The organism is Streptomyces sp. DS1-CR2 (assembly GCF_055760475.1).
Window position 1 is genome coordinate 5255714 of record NZ_CM147085.1, and the last position, 21097, is coordinate 5276810.

At 66.7% G+C, this 21097-nt stretch carries 31 protein-coding genes; 28 read left to right on the top strand and 3 right to left on the bottom strand.

Annotated elements, in window-relative coordinates:
- Nucleotides 1-5: 5 nt before the first annotated feature.
- The 23 genes from rplP (at nt 6) to truA (ending at nt 12914) form a co-directional block, all read left to right on the top strand.
- Complete coding sequence (gene rplP / locus ACY0PA_RS25280) at nt 6-425, top strand: 50S ribosomal protein L16 (protein ID WP_030782563.1); 420 nt, start codon at nt 6-8, stop codon at nt 423-425.
- Nucleotides 425-649: a 50S ribosomal protein L29 gene (gene rpmC, locus ACY0PA_RS25285; protein ID WP_010036720.1), complete on the top strand. Its 225-nt coding sequence runs from the start codon at nt 425-427 to the stop codon at nt 647-649. Before rplP ends, rpmC begins: the two co-directional genes overlap by 1 nt.
- The gene (gene rpsQ, locus ACY0PA_RS25290; RefSeq protein WP_100594880.1) at nt 649-933 is read left to right on the top strand and encodes a 30S ribosomal protein S17; all 285 of its coding nucleotides are present in this window, start codon (nt 649-651) and stop codon (nt 931-933) included. Before rpmC ends, rpsQ begins: the two co-directional genes overlap by 1 nt.
- A 139-nt stretch (nt 934-1072) precedes the next feature.
- Entirely contained in the window at nt 1073-1441 is a 369-nt protein-coding gene (gene rplN / locus ACY0PA_RS25295; RefSeq protein ID WP_003974257.1) for a 50S ribosomal protein L14, read from the top strand.
- A 2-nt stretch (nt 1442-1443) separates the two neighbouring features.
- A complete protein-coding gene (rplX, locus tag ACY0PA_RS25300; RefSeq protein ID WP_100594879.1) occupies nt 1444-1767 on the top strand; it encodes a 50S ribosomal protein L24 in 324 nt (107 codons plus the stop codon).
- On the top strand, nt 1767-2324 hold the full coding sequence (gene rplE / locus ACY0PA_RS25305; protein ID WP_100594878.1) for a 50S ribosomal protein L5: 558 nt from the start codon (nt 1767-1769) through the stop codon (nt 2322-2324). Before rplX ends, rplE begins: the two co-directional genes overlap by 1 nt.
- A gap of 5 nt (nt 2325-2329) precedes the next feature.
- The gene (locus ACY0PA_RS25310; RefSeq protein ID WP_003948630.1) at nt 2330-2515 is read left to right on the top strand and encodes a type Z 30S ribosomal protein S14; all 186 of its coding nucleotides are present in this window, start codon (nt 2330-2332) and stop codon (nt 2513-2515) included.
- Between the two features lie 223 nt (nt 2516-2738).
- The gene (gene rpsH, locus ACY0PA_RS25315; RefSeq protein WP_030221010.1) at nt 2739-3137 is read left to right on the top strand and encodes a 30S ribosomal protein S8; all 399 of its coding nucleotides are present in this window, start codon (nt 2739-2741) and stop codon (nt 3135-3137) included.
- 21 nt (nt 3138-3158) lie between these two features.
- A complete protein-coding gene (rplF, locus tag ACY0PA_RS25320; protein WP_266673350.1) occupies nt 3159-3698 on the top strand; it encodes a 50S ribosomal protein L6 in 540 nt (179 codons plus the stop codon).
- Nucleotides 3699-3701: 3 nt separating this feature from the next.
- Complete coding sequence (gene rplR, locus ACY0PA_RS25325) at nt 3702-4085, top strand: 50S ribosomal protein L18 (protein ID WP_100594876.1); 384 nt, start codon at nt 3702-3704, stop codon at nt 4083-4085.
- Between the two features lie 42 nt (nt 4086-4127).
- Nucleotides 4128-4733 (top strand): 30S ribosomal protein S5, encoded by a 606-nt coding sequence (gene rpsE / locus ACY0PA_RS25330; RefSeq protein WP_326774519.1) that lies wholly within the window; start codon nt 4128-4130, stop codon nt 4731-4733.
- Nucleotides 4733-4915, top strand: coding sequence for a 50S ribosomal protein L30 (gene rpmD / locus ACY0PA_RS25335; RefSeq protein WP_041985698.1), 183 nt, complete (start codon nt 4733-4735; stop codon nt 4913-4915). Before rpsE ends, rpmD begins: the two co-directional genes overlap by 1 nt.
- 2 nt (nt 4916-4917) lie before the next feature.
- Nucleotides 4918-5373: a 50S ribosomal protein L15 gene (gene rplO / locus ACY0PA_RS25340; protein WP_100594874.1), complete on the top strand. Its 456-nt coding sequence runs from the start codon at nt 4918-4920 to the stop codon at nt 5371-5373.
- A gap of 281 nt (nt 5374-5654) precedes the next feature.
- The gene (gene secY / locus ACY0PA_RS25345; protein ID WP_454403423.1) at nt 5655-6968 is read left to right on the top strand and encodes a preprotein translocase subunit SecY; all 1314 of its coding nucleotides are present in this window, start codon (nt 5655-5657) and stop codon (nt 6966-6968) included.
- On the top strand, nt 6968-7621 hold the full coding sequence (locus ACY0PA_RS25350) for an adenylate kinase (protein WP_473079945.1): 654 nt from the start codon (nt 6968-6970) through the stop codon (nt 7619-7621). The genes secY and ACY0PA_RS25350 overlap by 1 nt, the downstream gene beginning before the upstream one ends.
- A gap of 100 nt (nt 7622-7721) precedes the next feature.
- On the top strand, nt 7722-8558 hold the full coding sequence (gene map / locus ACY0PA_RS25355) for a type I methionyl aminopeptidase (RefSeq protein ID WP_473079946.1): 837 nt from the start codon (nt 7722-7724) through the stop codon (nt 8556-8558).
- A 139-nt stretch (nt 8559-8697) separates the two neighbouring features.
- Entirely contained in the window at nt 8698-8919 is a 222-nt protein-coding gene (infA, locus tag ACY0PA_RS25360; RefSeq protein ID WP_003948620.1) for a translation initiation factor IF-1, read from the top strand.
- A 59-nt stretch (nt 8920-8978) separates the two neighbouring features.
- Nucleotides 8979-9092 (top strand): 50S ribosomal protein L36, encoded by a 114-nt coding sequence (gene rpmJ / locus ACY0PA_RS25365; protein WP_003974245.1) that lies wholly within the window; start codon nt 8979-8981, stop codon nt 9090-9092.
- A gap of 187 nt (nt 9093-9279) precedes the next feature.
- Nucleotides 9280-9660, top strand: coding sequence for a 30S ribosomal protein S13 (gene rpsM, locus ACY0PA_RS25370; protein ID WP_100594870.1), 381 nt, complete (start codon nt 9280-9282; stop codon nt 9658-9660).
- 65 nt (nt 9661-9725) lie between these two features.
- Nucleotides 9726-10130: a 30S ribosomal protein S11 gene (gene rpsK, locus ACY0PA_RS25375; protein WP_003948617.1), complete on the top strand. Its 405-nt coding sequence runs from the start codon at nt 9726-9728 to the stop codon at nt 10128-10130.
- A 152-nt stretch (nt 10131-10282) separates the two neighbouring features.
- Nucleotides 10283-11305 carry a DNA-directed RNA polymerase subunit alpha gene (locus ACY0PA_RS25380; RefSeq protein WP_003966937.1) on the top strand — a complete coding sequence of 341 codons (1023 nt, stop codon included), beginning with the start codon at nt 10283-10285 and terminating at the stop codon, nt 11303-11305.
- Nucleotides 11306-11467: 162 nt separating this feature from the next.
- Nucleotides 11468-11965 (top strand): 50S ribosomal protein L17, encoded by a 498-nt coding sequence (rplQ, locus tag ACY0PA_RS25385; protein ID WP_356291513.1) that lies wholly within the window; start codon nt 11468-11470, stop codon nt 11963-11965.
- A gap of 79 nt (nt 11966-12044) precedes the next feature.
- Nucleotides 12045-12914: a tRNA pseudouridine(38-40) synthase TruA gene (gene truA / locus ACY0PA_RS25390; protein WP_473079947.1), complete on the top strand. Its 870-nt coding sequence runs from the start codon at nt 12045-12047 to the stop codon at nt 12912-12914.
- Between the two features lie 4 nt (nt 12915-12918).
- On the opposite strand, the gene ACY0PA_RS25395 is transcribed toward truA, so the two are convergent.
- Nucleotides 12919-13776, bottom strand: coding sequence for a hypothetical protein (locus ACY0PA_RS25395; RefSeq protein WP_473079948.1), 858 nt, complete (start codon nt 13774-13776; stop codon nt 12919-12921).
- A 426-nt stretch (nt 13777-14202) separates the two neighbouring features.
- On the opposite strand from ACY0PA_RS25395, the gene rplM reads away from it, so the two are divergent.
- The 3 genes from rplM to glmM all read left to right on the top strand — a co-directional run bounded on the left by rplM (nt 14203) and on the right by glmM (nt 16736).
- On the top strand, nt 14203-14646 hold the full coding sequence (rplM, locus tag ACY0PA_RS25400; protein ID WP_100594865.1) for a 50S ribosomal protein L13: 444 nt from the start codon (nt 14203-14205) through the stop codon (nt 14644-14646).
- Between the two features lie 42 nt (nt 14647-14688).
- Nucleotides 14689-15210 (top strand): 30S ribosomal protein S9, encoded by a 522-nt coding sequence (gene rpsI / locus ACY0PA_RS25405; protein WP_473079949.1) that lies wholly within the window; start codon nt 14689-14691, stop codon nt 15208-15210.
- Between the two features lie 167 nt (nt 15211-15377).
- Nucleotides 15378-16736, top strand: coding sequence for a phosphoglucosamine mutase (gene glmM / locus ACY0PA_RS25410; RefSeq protein ID WP_473079950.1), 1359 nt, complete (start codon nt 15378-15380; stop codon nt 16734-16736).
- Here the strand turns inward: glmM and ACY0PA_RS25415 are convergent.
- Nucleotides 16733-17704 (bottom strand): DUF389 domain-containing protein, encoded by a 972-nt coding sequence (locus ACY0PA_RS25415; protein ID WP_473079951.1) that lies wholly within the window; start codon nt 17702-17704, stop codon nt 16733-16735. The two genes, glmM and ACY0PA_RS25415, sit on opposite strands and share 4 nt — an antisense overlap.
- A 25-nt stretch (nt 17705-17729) precedes the next feature.
- On the bottom strand, nt 17730-18719 hold the full coding sequence (gene coaA, locus ACY0PA_RS25420; protein ID WP_473086417.1) for a type I pantothenate kinase: 990 nt from the start codon (nt 18717-18719) through the stop codon (nt 17730-17732).
- Nucleotides 18720-18961: 242 nt separating this feature from the next.
- On the opposite strand from coaA, the gene ACY0PA_RS25425 reads away from it, so the two are divergent.
- Together ACY0PA_RS25425 and glmS are read left to right on the top strand one after the other, a co-directional pair.
- Nucleotides 18962-19189: a hypothetical protein gene (locus ACY0PA_RS25425; protein WP_473079952.1), complete on the top strand. Its 228-nt coding sequence runs from the start codon at nt 18962-18964 to the stop codon at nt 19187-19189.
- A 23-nt stretch (nt 19190-19212) separates the two neighbouring features.
- Entirely contained in the window at nt 19213-21072 is a 1860-nt protein-coding gene (glmS, locus tag ACY0PA_RS25430; protein ID WP_473079953.1) for a glutamine--fructose-6-phosphate transaminase (isomerizing), read from the top strand.
- The last annotated feature ends 25 nt before the right edge of the window (nt 21073-21097 follow it).

The window sequence follows — 21097 nt, forward strand, 5'->3', positions numbered from 1 at the left end:
CCGAAATGCTGATCCCCCGTAGGGTCAAGCACCGCAAGCAGCACCACCCCAAGCGCCGCGGTCAGGCCAAGGGTGGTACGACGGTTGCGTTCGGCGAGTACGGCATTCAGGCCCTCACGCCGGCGTACGTGACCAACCGCCAGATCGAGGCGGCTCGTATTGCGATGACCCGCCACATCAAGCGTGGCGGCAAGGTCTGGATCAACATCTACCCGGACCGTCCGCTGACGAAGAAGCCCGCCGAGACCCGCATGGGTTCCGGTAAGGGTTCCCCCGAGTGGTGGGTCGCGAACGTTCACCCGGGTCGGGTGATGTTCGAGCTGTCCTACCCGAACGAGAAGATTGCGCGTGAGGCGCTTACCCGCGCTGCTCACAAGCTTCCGATGAAGTGCCGGATTGTTCGGCGCGAGGCAGGTGAGTCGTGATGTCGGCCGGTACCAAGGCGTCCGAGCTGCGCGAACTGGGCAACGAGGAGCTCCTCAACAAGCTCCGCGAGGCCAAGGAAGAGCTGTTCAACCTCCGTTTCCAGGCGGCGACCGGTCAGCTCGAGAACCACGGTCGGCTCAAGGCCGTCCGCAAGGACATCGCGCGGATCTACACCCTCATGCGTGAGCGCGAGCTGGGCATCGAGACGGTGGAGAGCGCCTGATGAGCGAGAGCAATGTGACTGAAGAGACTGCCGCCCGCGGCTTCCGCAAGACCCGTGAGGGTCTGGTCGTCAGCGACAAGATGGACAAGACCGTCGTCGTCGCTGTCGAGGACCGCGTCAAGCACGCGCTGTACGGCAAGGTCATCCGCCGTACGAACAAGCTCAAGGCGCACGACGAGCAGAACGCTGCCGGCGTCGGCGACCGCGTCCTCATCATGGAGACGCGTCCGCTGTCGGCGACCAAGCGCTGGCGCATCGTCGAGATCCTCGAGAAGGCCAAGTAGGTAATTCCCGTAAGGGAATTCCCATAGATACAGTCCGAGGGGGTTTCCCCTCGGATCAGTTCCGCCAGGCTCGACAGGGGCCAACTCCCGTAAGGGACAAGGCCCCTGTCGGGAACCGGCAGACAATCAGGAGATAGACGTGATCCAGCAGGAGTCGCGACTGCGCGTCGCCGACAACACGGGTGCGAAGGAAATTCTCACCATCCGTGTTCTCGGTGGCTCGGGTCGCCGCTACGCGGGCATCGGTGACGTCATCGTCGCCACCGTCAAGGACGCGATCCCCGGCGGCAACGTGAAGAAGGGTGACGTCGTCAAGGCGGTCATCGTTCGCACCGTCAAGGAGCGCCGCCGTCCGGACGGCTCGTACATCCGCTTCGACGAGAACGCCGCCGTCATTCTGAAGAACGACGGCGACCCTCGCGGCACCCGTATCTTCGGCCCGGTGGGCCGTGAGCTGCGCGAGAAGAAGTTCATGAAGATCATCTCGCTCGCGCCGGAGGTGCTGTAAGCATGAAGATCAAGAAGGGCGACCTGGTACAGGTCATCACCGGTAAGGACAAGGGCAAGCAGGGCAAGGTCATCGCGGCCTTCCCCCGCGAGGACCGCGTCCTGGTCGAGGGTGTCAACCGGGTCAAGAAGCACACCAAGGCCGGCCCCACCGCCAGTGGTTCGCAGGCCGGTGGCATCGTCACGACCGAGGCCCCTGTCCACGTGAGCAATGTTCAGCTCGTCGTGGAGAAGGACGGCAACAAGGTCGTCACGCGTGTCGGTTACCGCTTCGACGACGAGGGCAACAAGGTTCGCGTTGCCAAGCGGACGGGTGAGGACATCTGATGGCTACCACCACGACTCCGCGTCTCAAGACGAAGTACCGCGAGGAGATCGCGGGCAAGCTGCAGGAAGAGTTCTCGTACGAGAACGTCATGCAGACCCCGGGCCTCGTCAAGATTGTGGTCAACATGGGTGTCGGCGACGCCGCCCGTGACTCCAAGCTCATGGACGGTGCCGTCCGTGACCTGACCACGATCACCGGTCAGAAGCCGGCCATCACCAAGGCCCGCAAGTCCATCGCGCAGTTCAAGCTGCGCGAGGGTCAGCCGATCGGTGCCCACGTCACGCTCCGTGGCGACCGCATGTGGGAGTTCCTGGACCGCACCCTGTCGCTCGCGCTTCCGCGCATCCGCGACTTCCGCGGTCTGTCTCCCAAGCAGTTCGACGGCCGTGGCAACTACACCTTCGGTCTCACGGAGCAGGTCATGTTCCACGAGATCGACCAGGACAAGATCGACCGCGTCCGGGGTATGGACATCACCGTGGTCACCACGGCGACCAACGACGCTGAGGGCCGCGCGCTCCTTCGTCACCTCGGCTTCCCGTTCAAGGAGGCGTAAGCGAGATGGCGAAGAAGGCTCTTATTGCCAAGGCTGCTCGTAAGCCGAAGTTCGGTGTGCGTGGCTACACCCGCTGCCAGCGCTGCGGCCGCCCGCACTCCGTGTACCGCAAGTTCGGCCTGTGCCGCGTGTGCCTTCGTGAGATGGCTCACCGTGGCGAGCTGCCGGGCGTGACCAAGAGCTCCTGGTAATCCCCTTCTGTCCTTAGGGACTTGGGAATTACCGGACGCTCTCGGTAAGTACTTGGACGGCGGGAGCCCCCCTTCACATGCCGTAGGCTTGTGGGGTTGGGCGCCCGCCGCCCATACCGACTTACTACGCCGTAGGTCCCCGCACCGCACCCGTCCCACCTCTGTGTGGGGAGAGGGATGGCGCATACAGGAAACCCCGGCGAGAGAGGCCGAAGGCCAATTCATGACCATGACTGATCCGATCGCGGACATGCTGACTCGTCTGCGTAACGCGAACTCGGCGTACCACGACACCGTGGCGATGCCGCACAGCAAGATCAAGTCTCACATCGCGGAGATCCTCCAGCAGGAGGGCTTCATCACGGGCTGGAAGACCGAGGACGCCGAGGTTGGCAAGAACCTCGTCCTCGAGCTCAAGTTCGGCCCGAACCGTGAGCGCTCCATTGCGGGCATCAAGCGGATCTCCAAGCCCGGTCTCCGGGTTTACGCGAAGTCCACCAACCTGCCCAAGGTCCTCGGTGGCCTCGGCGTGGCGATCATCTCCACGTCGCACGGTCTTCTGACCGGCCAGCAGGCAGGCAAGAAGGGCGTAGGTGGGGAAGTCCTCGCCTACGTCTGGTAGTCGGGAACGGAGGAATAGCTAATGTCGCGTATTGGCAAGCTCCCCATCACGGTTCCCGCCGGCGTGGACGTCACCATCGACGGTCGTACGGTCTCGGTTAAGGGCCCCAAGGGTTCCCTCAGCCACACGATCGTCGCTCCGATCGTCATCACGAAGGACGAGGACGGCGTGCTGAACGTCGCCCGTCCCAATGATGAGCGTCAGAACAAGGCTCTGCACGGCCTGTCCCGCACGCTGGTGGCCAACATGATCACCGGCGTGACCGAGGGTTACGTGAAGAAGCTCGAGATCAGCGGTGTCGGTTACCGCGTCCTGGCGAAGGGCTCCAACTTGGAGTTCTCGCTCGGCTACAGCCACTCGATCGTGATCGAGGCGCCCGAGGGCATCTCCTTCAAGGTCGAGTCGCCGACCAAGTTCTCGGTCGAGGGCATCGACAAGCAGAAGGTCGGCGAGGTTGCGGCCAACATCCGCAAGCTGCGCAAGCCCGACCCGTACAAGGCCAAGGGCGTCAAGTACGAAGGCGAAGTCATCCGCCGCAAGGTCGGAAAGGCGGGTAAGTAAGCCATGGCATACGGTGTCAAGATTGCTAAGGGCGACGCTTACAAGCGTGCTGCCATCAAGCGCCGTCACATTCGTATCCGTAAGCATGTTTCGGGTACGGCCGAGCGTCCGCGCCTGGTCGTGACGCGTTCGAACCGCCACATCGTGGCCCAGGTCATCGACGACGTTAAGGGTCACACCCTCGCGTCGGCGTCGACCCTGGACACCTCGATCCGTGGTGTCGAGGCCGACAAGTCCGCGCAGGCCGGCAAGGTCGGCGCCCTGGTCGCCGAGCGTGCCAAGGCCGCGGGCGTCGAGGCTGTCGTGTTCGACCGTGGTGGTAACCAGTACGCCGGGCGCATCGCCGCTCTGGCGGACGCCGCCCGCGAAGCCGGTCTGAAGTTCTGATCCGGTTCCGTAGCTAGCGGAAAACGAAGAGAGGTAATTCCAATGGCTGGACCCCAGCGCCGCGGAAGCGGTGCCGGTGGCGGCGAGCGGCGGGACCGGAAGGGTCGCGACGGTGGCGCTGCTGCCGCCGAGAAGACCGCATACGTTGAGCGCGTTGTCGCGATCAACCGTGTCGCCAAGGTTGTCAAGGGTGGCCGTCGCTTCAGCTTCACTGCGCTCGTCGTAGTGGGCGATGGCGATGGCACGGTAGGCGTCGGTTACGGCAAGGCCAAGGAGGTGCCGGCCGCCATCGCCAAGGGTGTTGAGGAGGCCAAGAAGCACTTCTTCAAGGTCCCCCGTATCCAGGGCACCATCCCTCACCCGATCACGGGCGAGAAGGCTGCGGGCGTCGTCCTGCTCAAGCCGGCTGCTCCCGGTACCGGCGTTATCGCCGGTGGCCCGGTGCGCGCCGTGCTCGAGTGCGCCGGCGTTCACGACATCCTGTCGAAGTCTCTCGGCTCGTCGAACGCGATCAACATCGTGCACGCGACCGTGGCGGCCCTCAAGGGCCTGCAGCGTCCCGAGGAGATCGCGGCTCGCCGTGGTCTGCCCCTCGAGGACGTCGCCCCCGCGGCTCTGCTTCGTGCACGTGCGGGAGCGGGTGCGTAATGGCTCGCCTCAAGATCACGCAGACGAAGTCGTACATCGGCAGCAAGCAGAACCACCGCGACACCCTGCGTTCGCTCGGGCTCAAGCGCCTGAACGACGTGGTCGTCAAGGAGGATCGTCCCGAGTTCCGCGGCATGGCTAACACCGTGCGGCACCTCGTGACGGTCGAGGAGGTCGACTGATCATGGCGGAGAACAACCCGCTCAAGATCCACAACCTCCGTCCCGCCCCGGGCGCCAAGACCGCGAAGACCCGTGTGGGTCGCGGTGAGGCGTCGAAGGGTAAGACGGCCGGTCGTGGTACCAAGGGCACGAAGGCCCGTTACCAGGTTCCGGAGCGCTTCGAGGGTGGCCAGATGCCCCTCCACATGCGTCTCCCGAAGCTCAAGGGCTTCAAGAACCCGTTCAAGACCGAGTTCCAGGTCGTGAACCTCGACAAGCTGAGCGCGCTGTACCCGGAAGGTGGCGAGGTCACCGTTGAGGGTCTCGTCGCCAAGGGTGCCGTTCGCAAGAACAGCCTCGTCAAGGTGCTCGGCCAGGGTGAGCTCACCGTGGCGCTGCAGGTGACGGTTGACGCCGTCTCCAACTCCGCCAAGGAGAAGATCACCGCCGCCGGCGGTACCGTCACCGAGCTCGTCTGACCTTTTCAGACGTCTCGATGACATGAGCGATTCCCAGCCGGGGATGCCCCAGATTTGGGGCATCCCCGGTTGGTCGTTCCAAGGGGGGCATGGTCGCCGGTATGGTGGCCTGCACTGTGCTGTATCCGTCTGGGGCTGACGCCCCGGGCCGGGCGGTGTGTCCTGAAGACGACATGTCTGAGGGATCTTCACCCGGTGCTTGACTGTTACGCATTCCTTCACTCATCGAACCTCAAGACCGTCACCTCTGACGCACGTGCGCGGGGGTCGCAGGAGGCACCGTGCTCACCGCGTTCGCCCGGGCGTTCAAGACGCCCGACCTGCGCAAGAAGCTGCTCTTCACGCTCGGCATCATCGTGGTCTACCGCATCGGTACGCATGTGCCGATCCCGGGAGTCAGCTACTCGAACGTCCAGACATGCGTGGACGCGAACAAAGGCACGCAGGGGCTGTTCGGTCTCGTCAACATGTTCAGTGGTGGCGCGCTCCTGCAGATCACGATCTTCGCGCTCGGCATCATGCCGTACATCACCGCGAGCATCATCCTGCAGCTGCTCACTGTCGTGATCCCGCGGCTCGAGGCCCTGAAGAAGGAGGGTCAGGCGGGTACGGCGAAGATCACGCAGTACACCCGTTACCTGACCGTGGCGCTCGCCATCCTCCAGGGCACCGGCCTCGTCGCGACCGCTCGCAGCGGCGCCCTCTTCCAGGGCTGCCCCGTCGCGAACCAGATCGTCCCGGACCAGTCGATCTTCGTGACGATCACGATGGTCATCACGATGACCGCCGGTACCGCCATCGTCATGTGGCTCGGTGAGCTCATCACCGACCGCGGCATCGGCAACGGCATGTCGATCCTGATGTTCATCTCGATCGCCGCCACCTTCCCGAGCGCCCTGTGGACCATCAAGACGACCGGTGACCTCGCCGGCGGCTGGATCGAGTTCGGCGCCGTGATCCTGGTGGGCCTCGTGATGGTCGGCCTGGTGGTGTTCGTCGAGCAGGCGCAGCGCCGCATTCCTGTCCAATATGCGAAGCGCATGATCGGTCGCCGGTCTTACGGCGGTACGTCCACCTACATCCCGCTGAAGGTCAATCAGGCGGGTGTGATCCCTGTCATCTTCGCCTCGTCGCTGCTCTACATCCCGGCTCTCGTCGCGCAGTTCGCGGGAGGCAATTCCGGGTGGAAGACCTGGATCAACGACCATCTGACCAAGGGAAATCACCCCTATTACATCGTTTCGTACTTCCTTCTGATCGTGTTCTTCGCGTTCTTCTACGTGGCGATCTCGTTCAACCCCGAGGAAGTCGCGGACAACATGAAGAAGTATGGTGGCTTCATCCCGGGCATCCGGGCCGGCCGGCCGACCGCTGAGTACCTGAGCTACGTACTCAACCGGATCACGTGGCCGGGTTCGCTGTATCTGGGTCTGATCGCTCTCGTACCGACGATGGCGTTGGTTGGCTTCGGGGCAAGCCAGAACTTCCCGTTCGGCGGGACCAGCATCCTCATCATCGTGGGTGTCGGTCTGGAAACGGTGAAGCAGATCGAGAGCCAGCTTCAGCAGCGCAATTACGAAGGGTTCCTCCGCTGATGCGTATCGTCCTCGTCGGGCCGCCCGGTGCGGGCAAGGGAACGCAGGCCGCGTTCCTTGCCAAGAACCTGTCGATTCCGCACATCTCCACGGGCGACCTCTTCCGTGCCAACATCAGCCAGGGCACGGAGCTGGGCAAGCAGGCAAAGGCGTACATGGACGCCGGCAACCTGGTTCCTGACGAGGTCACCATCGGGATGGCCAAGGACCGCATGGAGCAGCCGGACGCCGTGAACGGCTTCCTGCTCGACGGCTTCCCTCGCAACGTCTCGCAGGCCGAGGCGCTCGACGTCGCCCTCAAGGCGGACGAAGTGAAGCTCGACGCGGTCCTGGACCTCGAGGTCCCCGAGGACGAGGTGGTCAAGCGCATCGCTGGCCGCCGCATCTGCCGCAAGGACTCCGCGCACGTCTTCCACGTGTCGTACAAGCAGCCGAAGCAGGAAGGCGTCTGTGACGTCTGCGGCGGCGAGCTGTACCAGCGCGAGGACGACAGCGAGGACACCGTTCGCAAGCGGCTCGAGGTCTACCACACGCAGACCGAGCCGATCATCGACTACTACCGGGCCCAGGGCCTGGTGCGGACGATCTCGGCGCTCGGCAAGGTCGACGAGGTGACCGCGCGGGCCATGGAGGCCCTCAAGAGCGACAAGTAAACCGTTACGCTGCTCCGGCCGCGGTGCCCGTACAGGGCGCCGCGGCCGTAGTGTTGTCCAGGTAAACCCGTAGTACGGAAGACGGAGAGCGCAGGCCCCCATGGTGCAGATCAAGACCCCCGAGCAGATCGCCAAGATGCGTGAGGCGGGGCTGGTCGTCGCCGCGATCCACGCGGCGACGCGTGAGGCCGCGGTGCCCGGTGCCACCACCCGGGATCTGGACGAGGTGGCGCGCAAGGTGCTCGACGAACACGGGGCCAAGTCGAACTTCCTCGGTTACGGGGGTTTCCCCGCGACCATCTGCACCTCGGTCAACGAGGTCGTTGTCCACGGCATCCCGGACGACAAGACCGTCCTCAAGGACGGCGACATCATCTCCATCGACTGCGGCGCGATCATCGACGGCTGGCACGGCGACGCCGCGTACACCGCGTTCGTCGGGACCGGCCACGCTCCGGAGCTGATCGAGCTCTCGCGGGTGACCGAGGAGTCGATGTGGGCCGGCATCGCCGCGATGAAGAACGGCAACCGGCTCGTCGACATCTCCCGCGCCATCGAGTCCTACATCCGCCGCCAGCCGAAGCCGGGCGGCGGCAAGTACGGCATCGTCGAGGACTACGGCGGCCACGGCATCGGCACCGAGATGCACATGGACCCGCACCTCCTGAACTACGTCGAGCGCCGCCGCGGCAAGGGCCCCAAGCTCGTCCCCGGTTTCTGCCTCGCGATCGAGCCGATGGTCTCCCTCGGTACCCCGCGCACCGAGGTTCTCGAGGACGACTGGACGGTCATCACCACGGATGGCACCTGGTCCTCGCACTGGGAGCACTCCATCGCGCTGACCGAACAGGGCCCGCTGGTCCTGACGGCGCCCGATGGCGGCAAGGCGAAGCTGGCCGAGCTGGGTGTTATCGCTGCTCCGGACCCTCTTGCATAATGATCTTGAGCGTGGGGCAGACTTCCCCGATTCGTCTTTCCATGGGCCCTGACGTAGACTGACTCGTCGGCTCTCGTGCACACGCATGCCTGCATGTATGTGTTGAGTCGATCAAGGTAGTCGATTCGAAGGGCAAAGCGTGGCCAAGAAGCAAGGTGCCATCGAGATCGAAGGCACTGTCGTCGAGTCTCTCCCGAACGCCATGTTCAAGGTGGAGCTCCAGAACGGCCACCAGGTCCTGGCTCACATCAGCGGCAAGATGCGTATGCACTACATCCGCATCCTCCCTGACGACCGGGTCGTGGTGGAGCTGTCTCCGTACGACCTGACGCGTGGCCGGATCGTCTACCGGTACAAGTAGATCTTGCCCGCACCCCGCCTCGCGCGGGGTGGTGGCACTGACCCGGAGAACCTCACCCAATGAAGGTCAAGCCGAGCGTCAAGAAGATCTGCGACAAGTGCAGGGTGATCCGCCGTCACGGCCGGGTCATGGTTATCTGCGACAACCCGCGCCACAAGCAGCGCCAGGGCTGACGCACTACTGCAGTTCGCAGAGTTTCGCGCGACGCAAGTAAGCACACATGCAGGACCCGTCCCTCTTCAGATCCATCGGTAATGGAGGGCGACACCCCCGGTCGGAGGCCGGGGACCCAGGATGTACCTCGTACGGCACCTGGGAACGGTTCTGCTGAAGACCTCCGAGAATCAACAGGAGCCTTGAATGGCACGCCTTGAAGGCGTTGACCTCCCGCGCGACAAGCGCGTAGAGGTTGCCCTCACCTACGTGTTCGGCATTGGCCGCACGCTGTCCCAGCAGACGCTGGACGCCACCGGTGTGGACCGCAACATCCGCGTTCGTGATCTGTCCGAAGAGGACCTGATCAAGATCCGCGAGTACGTGGACGCGAACATCCAGACCGAGGGTGACCTCCGTCGCGAGATTCAGGCCGACATCCGCCGCAAGGTCGAGATCGGCTGCTACCAGGGTCTTCGCCACCGTCGTGGCCTGCCCGTCCGTGGTCAGCGCACCAGCACGAACGCTCGTACCCGCAAGGGCCCGCGTCGCGCCATCGCCGGTAAGAAGAAGCCGGGCAAGAAGTAGTCCTCGCTCAGCGGTCTATCGACAGCTGTCGCTGCAGGACCGACCACCTCCCGTAGGAGTAATAGATGCCCCCCAAGGGTCGTCAGGGCGCTGCCAAGAAGGTGCGCCGCAAGGAAAAGAAGAACGTCGCTCACGGGCACGCTCACATCAAGAGCACGTTCAACAACACGATCGTGTCCATCACGGACCCGACCGGCAACGTGATCTCCTGGGCCTCCGCCGGCCACGTCGGCTTCAAGGGCTCGCGCAAGTCCACTCCGTTCGCCGCGCAGATGGCCGCCGAGTCGGCCGCGCGTCGCGCCCAGGAGCACGGCATGCGCAAGGTTGACGTCTTCGTCAAGGGCCCGGGCTCCGGCCGCGAGACCGCGATCCGCTCCCTCCAGGCCACGGGCCTCGAGGTCGGTTCGATCCAGGACGTCACGCCGACCCCGCACAACGGCTGCCGTCCGCCCAAGCGTCGCCGCGTCTGACCTGACGTACGACTGCTTGGTCTGAGGTTTTCGGGCGGTACGGCTCTTAGGGGCCGTATCGCCCGTACCCTTGTTACTGCATCGACACCGGGCGACCACCCGGTGGCATCAGGGCATCAAATAGTGGGTGCCCCTGACTGAAGGATTCCTTCATGCTTATTGCTCAGCGCCCGTCGCTGACCGAAGAGGTCGTCGACGAGTTCCGCTCCCGGTTCGTCATCGAGCCGCTGGAGCCGGGCTTCGGTTACACCCTCGGCAACTCGCTTCGCCGCACCCTCCTGTCGTCGATCCCCGGCGCTGCTGTCACCAGCATCCGTATCGACGGTGTCCTGCACGAGTTCACCACCGTGCCGGGCGTCAAGGAAGACGTCACCGACCTCATCCTGAACATCAAGCAGCTGGTCGTCTCCTCGGAGCACGACGAGCCGGTCGTGATGTACCTGCGCAAGCAGGGCCCGGGTCTGGTCACCGCTGCCGACATCGCGCCCCCGGCCGGTGTCGAGGTGCACAACCCCGACCTCGTCCTCGCCACGCTCAACGGCAAGGGCAAGCTGGAGATGGAGCTGACCGTCGAGCGCGGTCGCGGTTACGTCTCCGCCGTTCAGAACAAGCAGGTCGGTCAGGAGATCGGGCGCATCCCGGTCGACTCGATCTACTCGCCGGTCCTGAAGGTCACGTACAAGGTCGAGGCGACCCGTGTCGAGCAGCGCACCGACTTCGACAAGCTGATCGTCGACGTCGAGACGAAGCAGGCCATGCGTCCGCGTGACGCCATGGCGTCGGCCGGTAAGACCCTGGTGGAGCTGTTCGGTCTCGCCCGCGAGCTGAACATCGACGCCGAGGGCATCGACATGGGCCCGTCCCCCACGGACGCCGCCCTGGCCGCCGATCTGGCGTTGCCGATCGAGGAGCTCGAGCTCACCGTCCGTTCGTACAACTGCCTCAAGCGCGAGGGCATCCACTCCGTGGGTGAGCTCGTCGCCCGCTCCGAGGCGGACCTGCTCGACATCCGCAACTTCGGTGCGAAGTCGATCGACGAGGTCAAGGCGAAGCTGGCCGGCATGGGTCTTGCGCTCAAGGACTCGCCTCCCGGGTTCGACCCGACCGCTGCCGCCGACGCCTTCGGCGCCGACGACGACGCGGACGCCGGCTTCGTGGAGACCGAGCAGTACTAGGCGCTCCGCGAGGACGCCGGATTTTCGGCTGCGGGTCCGCTTCGGCTGGTCGCGCAGTTCCCCGCGCCCCTTACGGGGCGCGGGTCTCCGACGGGCATCCGCCCGCTCGGATACTGACCCTGGTACCTGATACGGCCGGGGCAGACACCTAGGAGAAACACCATGCCGAAGCCCGCCAAGGGTGCCCGTCTGGGCGGCAGTGCTGCGCACGAGAAGCAGCTTCTCGCGAACCTCGCGAAGGCGCTCTTCGAGCACGGCAAGATCACGACGACCGAGGCCAAGGCCCGTCGTCTGCGTCCGTACGCGGAGCGCCTGGTCACCAAGGCGAAGAAGGGCGACCTTCACAACCGCCGTCAGGTGCTCACGGTCATCACGGACAAGAGCGTCGTCCACACGCTCTTCACCGAGATCGCCCCGCGCTACGAGAACCGTCCGGGTGGTTACACCCGTATCACCAAGATCGGTAACCGCCGTGGCGACAACGCGCCCATGGCTGTCATCGAGCTGGTCGAGGCGCTGACGGTTGCGCAGCAGGCCACTGGTGAGGCCGAGGCCGCCACCAAGCGTGCCGCCAAGGACGCCGAGGCTGCCGCTCCGGCCGCCGAGGTCGTCGAGGACGCCGCAGCGGTCGAGGCCGCTGAGGAGTCGAAGGACGCCTGAGGCTCTGCCTTGATGTGAGCGGGTCCGCCCTTCGGGGCGGGCCCGCTTTCGTATTGCCTTCGCCTGAGAGGATCTGTGTGTGAGTGACGAGGTAGAGCCCGGGTTCGTGCGGGTGCGGCTTGATGTGTCGTACGACGGCAAGGACTTCTCCGGGTGGGCGAAGCAGGCCAGCGGCCGGCGGACCGTACAGGGTGAGATCGAGGACGCGCTGAGGACCGTGACCCGGTCCGCGCAGACGTACGAGCTGACCGTGGCCGGGCGGACCGACGCGGGGGTGCACGCGCGCGGGCAGGTCGCGCATGTCGATCTGCCGGAGGACGTCTGGGCCGAGCACCAGGACAAGCTGCTGCGCCGGCTCGCGGGGAGGCTGCCGCACGATGTGCGGGTGTGGAAGGTGGCCGAGGCGCCGAGCGGGTTCAACGCGCGGTTCGCCGCCGTGTGGCGGCGGTATGTGTACCGGGTGACCGACAACCCCGGTGGCGTCGATCCGCTGTTGCGCAGTCATGTCCTGTGGCACGACTGGGCGTTGGACATGGACGCCATGAACGCGGCTGCGGAGAAGCTGCTCGGGGAGCACGACTTCGCCGCGTACTGCAAGCGGCGGGAGGGCGCCACGACGATCCGTACGCTCCAGGAGCTGCGCTGGGAGCGGTCACCCGACGGGATCCTCGAAGCGACCGTCCGGGCGGACGCGTTCTGCCACAACATGGTGCGCTCGCTGGTCGGCGCGATGCTGTTCGTCGGTGACGGGCACCGGCCGCCGGACTGGCCCGCGAAGGTGCTTGCCGCCGGTGTGCGGGACTCGGCGGTGCACGTGGTGCGGCCGCACGGCCTGACGCTGGAGGAAGTCGGCTACCCCGCCGACGAGTTGCTCGCGGCGCGCAGCCTGGAGGCGAGGAACAGGCGGACGTTGCCGGGGGCGCCCTTCTCGGAACCGGGGTGCTGCTGAGCCCCTACTGGGGTGCCTCGGCCGCCGCCGAGGCCTGCGCCTCGCCGCGCCGGGTGATCTGGCGGAACGTGAACTCGGCGAGGTCGTCACCGGTGGTGAAGACCGCGCGGTCCTTGGTGGTGACGTCCCGGCCGCCGCTGGTGAACCCGGCGGTCGTGAAGTACGCGTAGCGGCCGTACGAGTTGGTGGTCGAGCGGCAGACCGTCGTACGGCAGAACGCGGGGACACCCGAGCCGGACAGGGAGGTCACGGTGCCCTTGGTGTACTGGTTCTTGGCCTTCGTGGCCTGGGCCTCCGTGTCGAAGACGGCGACGCCGACGGTGACCGCCACGCCGTCCTTCGCGTAGGTGGCGCGGATCAGGCGCGTGCAGTCGTTGCCCGTCAGGACGCCGCCGAGCGCGCCCTGGGTGGCCGAGGCGCAGCTCTTCGTGCCGGCGGTCGCGCCCTTCTTGTAGACGCGGTCGCTCACCGTCAGCTTGGTGCCGGGGAAGAGGGTGTCCGCGCTGAGCGGGGCCTTGTCCTTCTTGGCGCTGGAGATGAAGTCCTTGGGGTCGAGCGGGGGCGGCGGCGTGGTCTCGGCGAACGTCGGGTCCGCCGGCGTCGTGTCGCTCGGGATGTCCGCGGTCGTGGGCAGCTGGTCGGCGGGCTTGTTCGAGGCCGAGCTGTTGCCGTTGGCGGAGACGATCGCGAACGCGACGGCCGAGCCGACGGCGACCGTGGCGAGCGCGCCACCGCCGATCATCAGCCAGCGGCGGCGCCGCTGGCGTGCCTCGGACGCTTCGGCGAGTGCCGCCCAGTCCGGTCCCTGTGAACCACCACTGCCCCCGGGACCCCACTGAGGTCCCCCCTGCCCAAAGCTCATGGGGCGCATCTTAGACCGACGCGCAGGGGGTGCTGCGGCGCGGTGGGGAAGGGTGTGCGCAGGGTCTGGCCGGTCTTGTGTGTGCCTTGTGTGCGCCTGCCGTGTGCCGGGGGTCACGCTCGTACGGCGCTGCCTGCGGCGACGTGCGGTTACCCTGGTAGACGGCAGGGCCGCCCAGTGCGGCGGATCCGGCGGTGCCGGTGTCCAGGGCCGTGTTTTGACCCGTACGGGGAAGCGCGGGTATCCTGCGGTTCGTTATGTGTATTGGCTTTCTCATTCTCACGTGAGGGGCTATGCACAGGTTCCCTGGAGCAGTTACCAGTGGGCGGCATACGGGCGCTGAACCCGGCACTGTCGTCCCCAGCTGCACGATCGCTTCAGTGATGCCATTTTCAGCACCCATCCACTGAAGAAGAAGGCTGCTAAGTGCGTACGTACAGCCCCAAGCCCGGCGACATCACTCGCCAGTGGTACGTCATTGACGCCCAGGATGTCGTCCTGGGTCGTCTGGCGACCACTGCCGCGAACATCCTGCGGGGCAAGCACAAGCCGATCTACGCCCCCCACGTCGACGCTGGTGACTTCGTCATCATCATCAACGCGGACAAGGTGCACCTCTCCGGCAACAAGAAGACCCAGAAGATGGCGTACCGCCACTCCGGTTACCCGGGCGGTCTGCGTTCGGTTCGTTACGACGAGCTGCTGGACAAGAACCCCGAGAAGGCCGTCGAGAAGGCCATCAAGGGCATGATCCCCAAGAACACCCTGGGCCGTCAGGTGCTCTCGAAGCTGAAGGTCTACTCGGGCGACCAGCACCCCCACGCTGCCCAGCAGCCGGTGCCGTTCGAGATCACCCAGGTCGCGCAGTAGTTCCGGCCACCCCCAAAGACGAAAAAGAATCTGAGGAGAATCGTGGCCGAGACCACCGTTGAGCAGCCGGTCGAAGAGACCGAGATTGTCGACGTCGAGCAGTACACCACCGAGTCCGAGGTCCCCGTCGAGGGCGAGTACACCTCGGAGTCGAACGCCGCGCGCTTCGGCGAGCCGCAGCCGGCCGCCGGCCTGGGCCGTCGCAAGAACGCCATCGCGCGCGTCCGCATCGTGCCCGGCACCGGCAAGTGGAAGGTCAACGGGCGCACGCTCGAGGACTACTTCCCGAACAAGGTCCACCAGCAGGAAGTCAACGAGCCCTTCAAGGTGCTCGAGCTCGACAACCGCTACGACGTCATCGCCCGCATCTCGGGTGGCGGCGTCTCCGGTCAGGCCGGTGCGCTCCGTCTCGGTGTCGCCCGTGCGCTGAACGAGGCCGACGTCGACAACAACCGCGGCGCCCTCAAGAAGGCCGGTTACCTCAAGCGTGACGACCGTGCGGTCGAGCGCAAGAAGGCCGGTCTCAAGAAGGCCCGTAAGGCCCCGCAGTACAGCAAGCGCTAAATCGCTGCTGCTCGTTCGTTTCGTTCGCCCCGGCGGCACGCTGTGTGCCGCCGGGGCGTTCGTCTATAGCGGCGCTGGGCGTATAACGGCACAAGGTGCTCACAAGTTTGCATGCTCGGATGATTTCCGACGCTTCTTCGAGAATTGCGAAAGTTCGGAGGACACCAGTGGGACGACTGTTCGGCACGGACGGCGTACGAGGTGTCGCCAACGCGGATCTGACGGCCGAGCTCGCGCTCGGACTCTCCGTGGCGGCGGCTCATGTACTCGGCGAGGCGGGGACGTTCGAGGGGCACCGTCCGGTGGCCGTGGTCGGTCGTGACCCGCGGGCCTCGGGCGAGTTCCTCGAGGCCGCGGTCGTCGCGGGTCTGGCGAGCGCGGGCGTCGACGTCCTGCGGGTCGGCGTGCTGCCCACCCCCGCGGTGGCGCATCTCACCGGCGCGCTGGGCGCCGACCTCGGCGTGATGCTGTCCGCCAGTCACAACGCGATGCCGGACAACGGCATCAAGTTCTTCGAGCGCGGCGGCCACAAGCTCGCCGACGAGCTGGAGGACCGGATCGAGCAGGTCTACGAGCAGCACCGCACCGGTGCGCCGTGGGACCGCCCGACCGGTGCCGGCGTCGGCCGTGTGAACTCGTACGACGCGGGTTTCGACCAGTACGTCGCGCACCTCATCGGTGTGCTGCCCAACCGCCTCGACGGCCTGCGGATCGTCCTGGACGAGGCGCACGGCGCGGCGGCCAAGGTCTCTCCCGAGGCGTTCACGCAGGCCGGTGCCGAGATCGTCACGATCGGCGCCGACCCGGACGGCCTGAACATCAATGACGGCTGTGGCTCCACCCACCTCGACCTGCTCAAGGCCGCCGTCGTCGAGCACGGCGCCGACCTCGGCATCGCGCACGACGGTGACGCCGACCGCTGCCTGGCCGTCGACCACACGGGCGCCGAGATCGACGGGGACCAGATCCTCGCCGTGCTCGCCCTGTCGATGCGGGAGCACGGCGGCCTGCGCCAGGACACCGTTGTCGCGACCGTCATGTCGAACCTCGGCTTCAAGCTGGCCATGGAGCGCGAGGGCATCCAGTTCGTGGCGACCGCCGTCGGCGACCGGTATGTCCTGGAGTCGATGAAGGAGCACGGCTACGCGCTCGGTGGCGAGCAGTCCGGGCACGTGATCATCCTCGACCACGCGACGACCGGCGACGGCACGCTCACGGGTCTGCTGCTCGCGGCCCGCGTCGCCCAGACCGGCCGCACCCTGAAGGACCTCGCCTCCGTCATGGAGCGCCTCCCGCAGGTCCTGGTCAATGTGCGCGACGTCGACAAGTCCCGTGTCACGACGTCCGCCGAGCTGGCCGCCGCCGTCACCGACGCCGAGCGCGAGCTGGGCGCGACGGGCCGGGTGCTGCTGCGTTCGTCCGGCACGGAGCCGCTGGTCCGCGTCATGGTCGAGGCCGCCGACATCGAGCAGGCCCGCTCGGTCGCCGGGCGCCTCGCCGATGTCGTCAAGTCCACGCTGGGCTAAGGCAGTTCGTTCGTCGGCTGCGCCGGTCCGGCGGCAGGAGTGGCACGCTTGCGCTGCTTCGCCCAGAACCATTTCTGGGCGAGCAGGGTGAGCGTGCCGGCCAGGACGATGCCGCCGAGGTTCGCGAGGAGCTGGCCGGCCGAGCCCCACGTCTGGCCGTAGTCGCTGTACGCGAACGCCACCGCCGCGTTCGCCGCGGCCGGGACCGTCGTCACCGAGATGGCGACGCCGATCAGGGCGCCCGACTTCGCCGACGTGAGGGACAGCGTCCCGGCGATGCCCGCGAGGAACGCCACGACGAACGACATCCAGTCCGGCTTCCAGATGAACGACGTGTTCGGCCGGTCCGCCTCGACCATCGAGCGCGTGAACAGGCCGAACAGGTCGAGCAGCCAGCTGAATCCGGCCGTGAGCACCATCGCGGCGGCGAATCCCGCCAGCAGCGCCCACAGCGATCGCCACACCAGGCGCGGAGCGCGCTGCACCAGCGCCGTGGAGATCCCGGCGAGCGGCCCGAACTCGGGGCCGACGGCCATCGCGCCGACGATCAGGATCGCGTTGTCCAACATCACACCGCACGCCGCGAGCATCGTCGCGACGGCCAGGAACGCCACGTAGGTGACGTTGAGCGTCGACTCCTCGTGCGTCGCGTCCGTCAACTGCTCCCACAGGACCGCGTCCGCGCCCTCGCCCGGCGCCTCGTCCTCCGCCCTGTCGGCCAGCCTCGACAGCGACAGGTCGATGTTCTCGACGGCGATCGAGCCCGTCGTGTCGATATGGAGGCCGCGCAGCCCGCTGATCAGCTCGTCGCCGGCCTCCCGGGCGACGTCGCACATCACGACGTCACCCTTGGGGTCGCGGGCCGCGCCCGGCACCACCACGAGATGCGTGGTGCCGACGGTCCTCTCGATCAGGCGGGCCACCGCGTCGGTCTTGTCGGCCGGGGTGATCAGTCGCAGGTGCAGCATGCGCGAAGCGTAGCTTTCCGGCTTTCTACAGCTTCCGCAGGCTCAGCCGCTGCACCTTGTGGTCGGGGCCCTTGCGCACGACGAGCGTCGCGCGCCCGCGCGTGGGCGCCACATTCTCCAGCAGGTTCGGCTTGTTGATGGTCCGCCAGGTCGTGCGCGCGTAGTCGAGCGCCTCCTCCTCGGAGACCTGCGTGTACTTGCGGAAGTACGAGGACGGGTTCTGGAAGGCCGTCTGGCGGAGCTTCTTGAACCGGTTGAGGTACCAGCTCTCGATGTCCTCGGCGCGCGCGTCCACGTACACGCTGAAGTCGAAGTAGTCGGCGAGGCCGACGCGGGTGCGGCCGTCCTTGCCGGGCATGGCCGGCTGGAGGACGTTGAGGCCCTCGACGATGAGGATGTCGGGGCGGCGGACCGTGAGCTTCTGGCCGGGCACGATGTCGTAGATCAGGTGGGAGTAGACGGGCGCCGAGACCTCGTCCTTGCCCGCCTTGATGTCGGCGACGAAGCGGGTCAGGGCGCGTCGGTCGTACGACTCGGGGAAGCCCTTGCGCGACATCAGGCCGCGCCGCTCCAAGTCCTTCGTCGGCAGCAGGAAGCCGTCCGTGGTGACCAGCTCCACGCGCGGGTGCTCCGGCCAGCGGGACAGCAGCGCCTGGAGGAGGCGGGCGACGGTCGACTTGCCCACCGCCACCGAACCGGCGACCCCTATGACGAAGGGTGTGCCCGACTGGGACGCCTTCTCGACGGTCTCGCCGAGGAAGGTGTTGAGGGTGCCGCGCAGGGTGTCGGTGGCGCCGACGTAGAGGTTGAGGAGGCGCGAGAGCGGGAGGTAGATGTCCCGGACCTCGTCGAGGTCGATGACATCGCCGAGGCCGCGCAGTTTCTCCAGCTCATCGGCGGTGAGAGGGAGCGGCGTCTTGTTGCGCAGCGCGCTCCACTCGGTGCGGGTGAGGTCGACGTAGGGAGTCGCCTCCGGCTTGTGCCGGTGGGCGCTCCGGGGTGCCGTCGGGGGCACGGAGACCGAAGAGATCACAGTCCATTGTTACGGCTGTGTGGACGGGGTGGGGGGTGGGCTGCGTCACCTTGGGGGCGGTGAGGTGCGGCGGGTGGGGGTGCGGTGGGCTTTGTGTGCGTGGTTCGTGCCGGAATTCGCGGGTTTCCGTGGTCACAGGTCTGGACCGGGCGGGGGAACGGAGATACGTTCCCGGCACCCGGCGCCGAGCCGCGCCGTCCGGGTGGGAGGGAACCGTTATGGCCGTGCCCCGATTGCGTGACCTCGTCCGGCGCAGACCCGGGCTCGTTGAGAACGACTTCGCCGGTCAGGTGCGCAGCGAGCTCGCCCTCGACCTGCCCGACGAGGACCTGCGCGAGGATCTCGAAGACTGTCTCGACCTCTACGAGATGGGCAGCAAGCCGCGCTGCGAGGAAGTGGAGTACCTGCGTCTGCTCGAAGACGCGCGGGACCGGATCGTCGGGGGCTGCTGACCGTGCGGCCTTAGGCTGCCGCCATGTGCGGAATCGTGGGATACGTCGGATCTCAGTCGGCGCTCGACGTCGTGCTCGCCGGGCTGAAGCGGCTCGAATACCGGGGTTACGACTCGGCGGGGGTCGCGGTGCTCGCCGACGGCGGCCTCGCCTCGGCCAGGAAGGCGGGCAAGCTCGCCAACCTGGAGAAGGAGCTCGTGGAGCGGCCGCTGCCGGCCGGGGCCACGGGCATCGGCCACACCCGCTGGGCCACCCACGGCGGCCCCACCGACGCGAACGCGCATCCGCACCTGGACAACGCCGGCCGCGTCGCCGTCGTCCACAACGGCATCATCGAGAACTTCGCCGAACTGCGCGCCGAGCTCGCCGAGCGCGGGCACGTCCTGGAGTCCGAGACCGACACCGAGGTCGTCGCGCATCTGCTCGCCGAGGAGTTCTCCGTTTGCGCGGACCTCGCAGAGGCCATGCGGCTCGTCTGCCGGCGCCTCGAAGGGGCGTTCACGCTGGTCGCCGTGCATGCCGACGAGCCCGACGTCGTCGTGGGCGCCCGGCGCAACTCGCCGCTCGTCGTGGGCGTGGGGGAGGGCGAGGCGTTCCTCGCCTCCGACGTCGCCGCCTTCATCGCCCATACGCGCTCCGCGATCGAACTGGGCCAGGACCAGGTCGTCGAGCTGCGCCGGGACGGCGGACAGGACGGGGTGACCGTCACCGACTTCGACGGGCGGCCCGCCGAGGTGCGGTCGTACCACGTCGACTGGGACGCCTCCGCCGCCGAGAAGGGCGGCTACGACTACTTCATGCTCAAGGAGATCGCCGAGCAGCCGAAGGCGGTCGCCGACACGCTGCTCGGGCGCATCGGCGTCGACGGGGCGCTGACGCTTGATGAACTCCGTATCCCCGCAGCCGTGTTGAAGGGAGTCAACAAGGTCGTGATCGTGGCGTGTGGGACGGCGTTCCACGCCGGTCTCATCGCCAAGTACGCCATCGAGCACTGGACCCGGATCCCCTGCGAGGTGGAGCTAGCGAGTGAGTTCCGGTACCGGGATCCCATTCTGGGCGGGCGCTCGCTGGTCATCGCCATCTCTCAGTCCGGCGAGACCATGGACACGCTGATGGCGCTGCGGCACGCTCGTGCGCAGGGCGCGACCGTCCTCGCCATCTGCAACACGAACGGTTCGACCATTCCCCGCGAGTCCGACGCCGTGCTCTACACGCACGCCGGGCCCGAGGTCGCCGTCGCCTCCACCAAGGCGTTCCTCACGCAGCTCGTCGCCTGCTACCTCGTGGCCCTGTACCTCGGGCAGGTGCGCGGCACGAAGTGGGGGGACGAGATCCGTGCGGTGATCCGGGACCTGGCCGACATCTCCGGTGAGGTCGAGCGCGTTCTGGAGACCATGGAGCCCGTGCGGGCGCTGGCCCGGTCGCTGTCCGACAAGCGGACCGTGCTCTTCCTGGGGCGGCACGTGGGCTATCCCGTCGCCCTTGAAGGCGCCCTGAAGCTCAAGGAACTCGCCTATATGCACGCCGAGGGCTTCGCCGCCGGTGAACTCAAGCACGGGCCCATCGCGTTGATCGAGGAGGACTTGCCCGTGGTGGTCGTCGTGCCGTCGCCCAAGGGGCGGTCCGTCCTCCACGACAAGATCGTGTCCAACATCCAGGAGATCCGGGCCCGCGGGGCGCGCACCATCGTGATCGCCGAGGAGGGCGACGAGGCGGTCGTCCCCTACGCCGACCATCTCGTACGGATCCCTGCCACCCCTACGCTCCTTCAGCCGCTGGTTGCGACGGTGCCGTTGCAGGTGTTTGCTTGCGAGCTGGCCACTGCGCGGGGGAACGAGGTCGATCAGCCTCGGAACCTTGCCAAGTCCGTGACGGTGGAGTGACGGGCTGGATCTGATGACTAGGGGC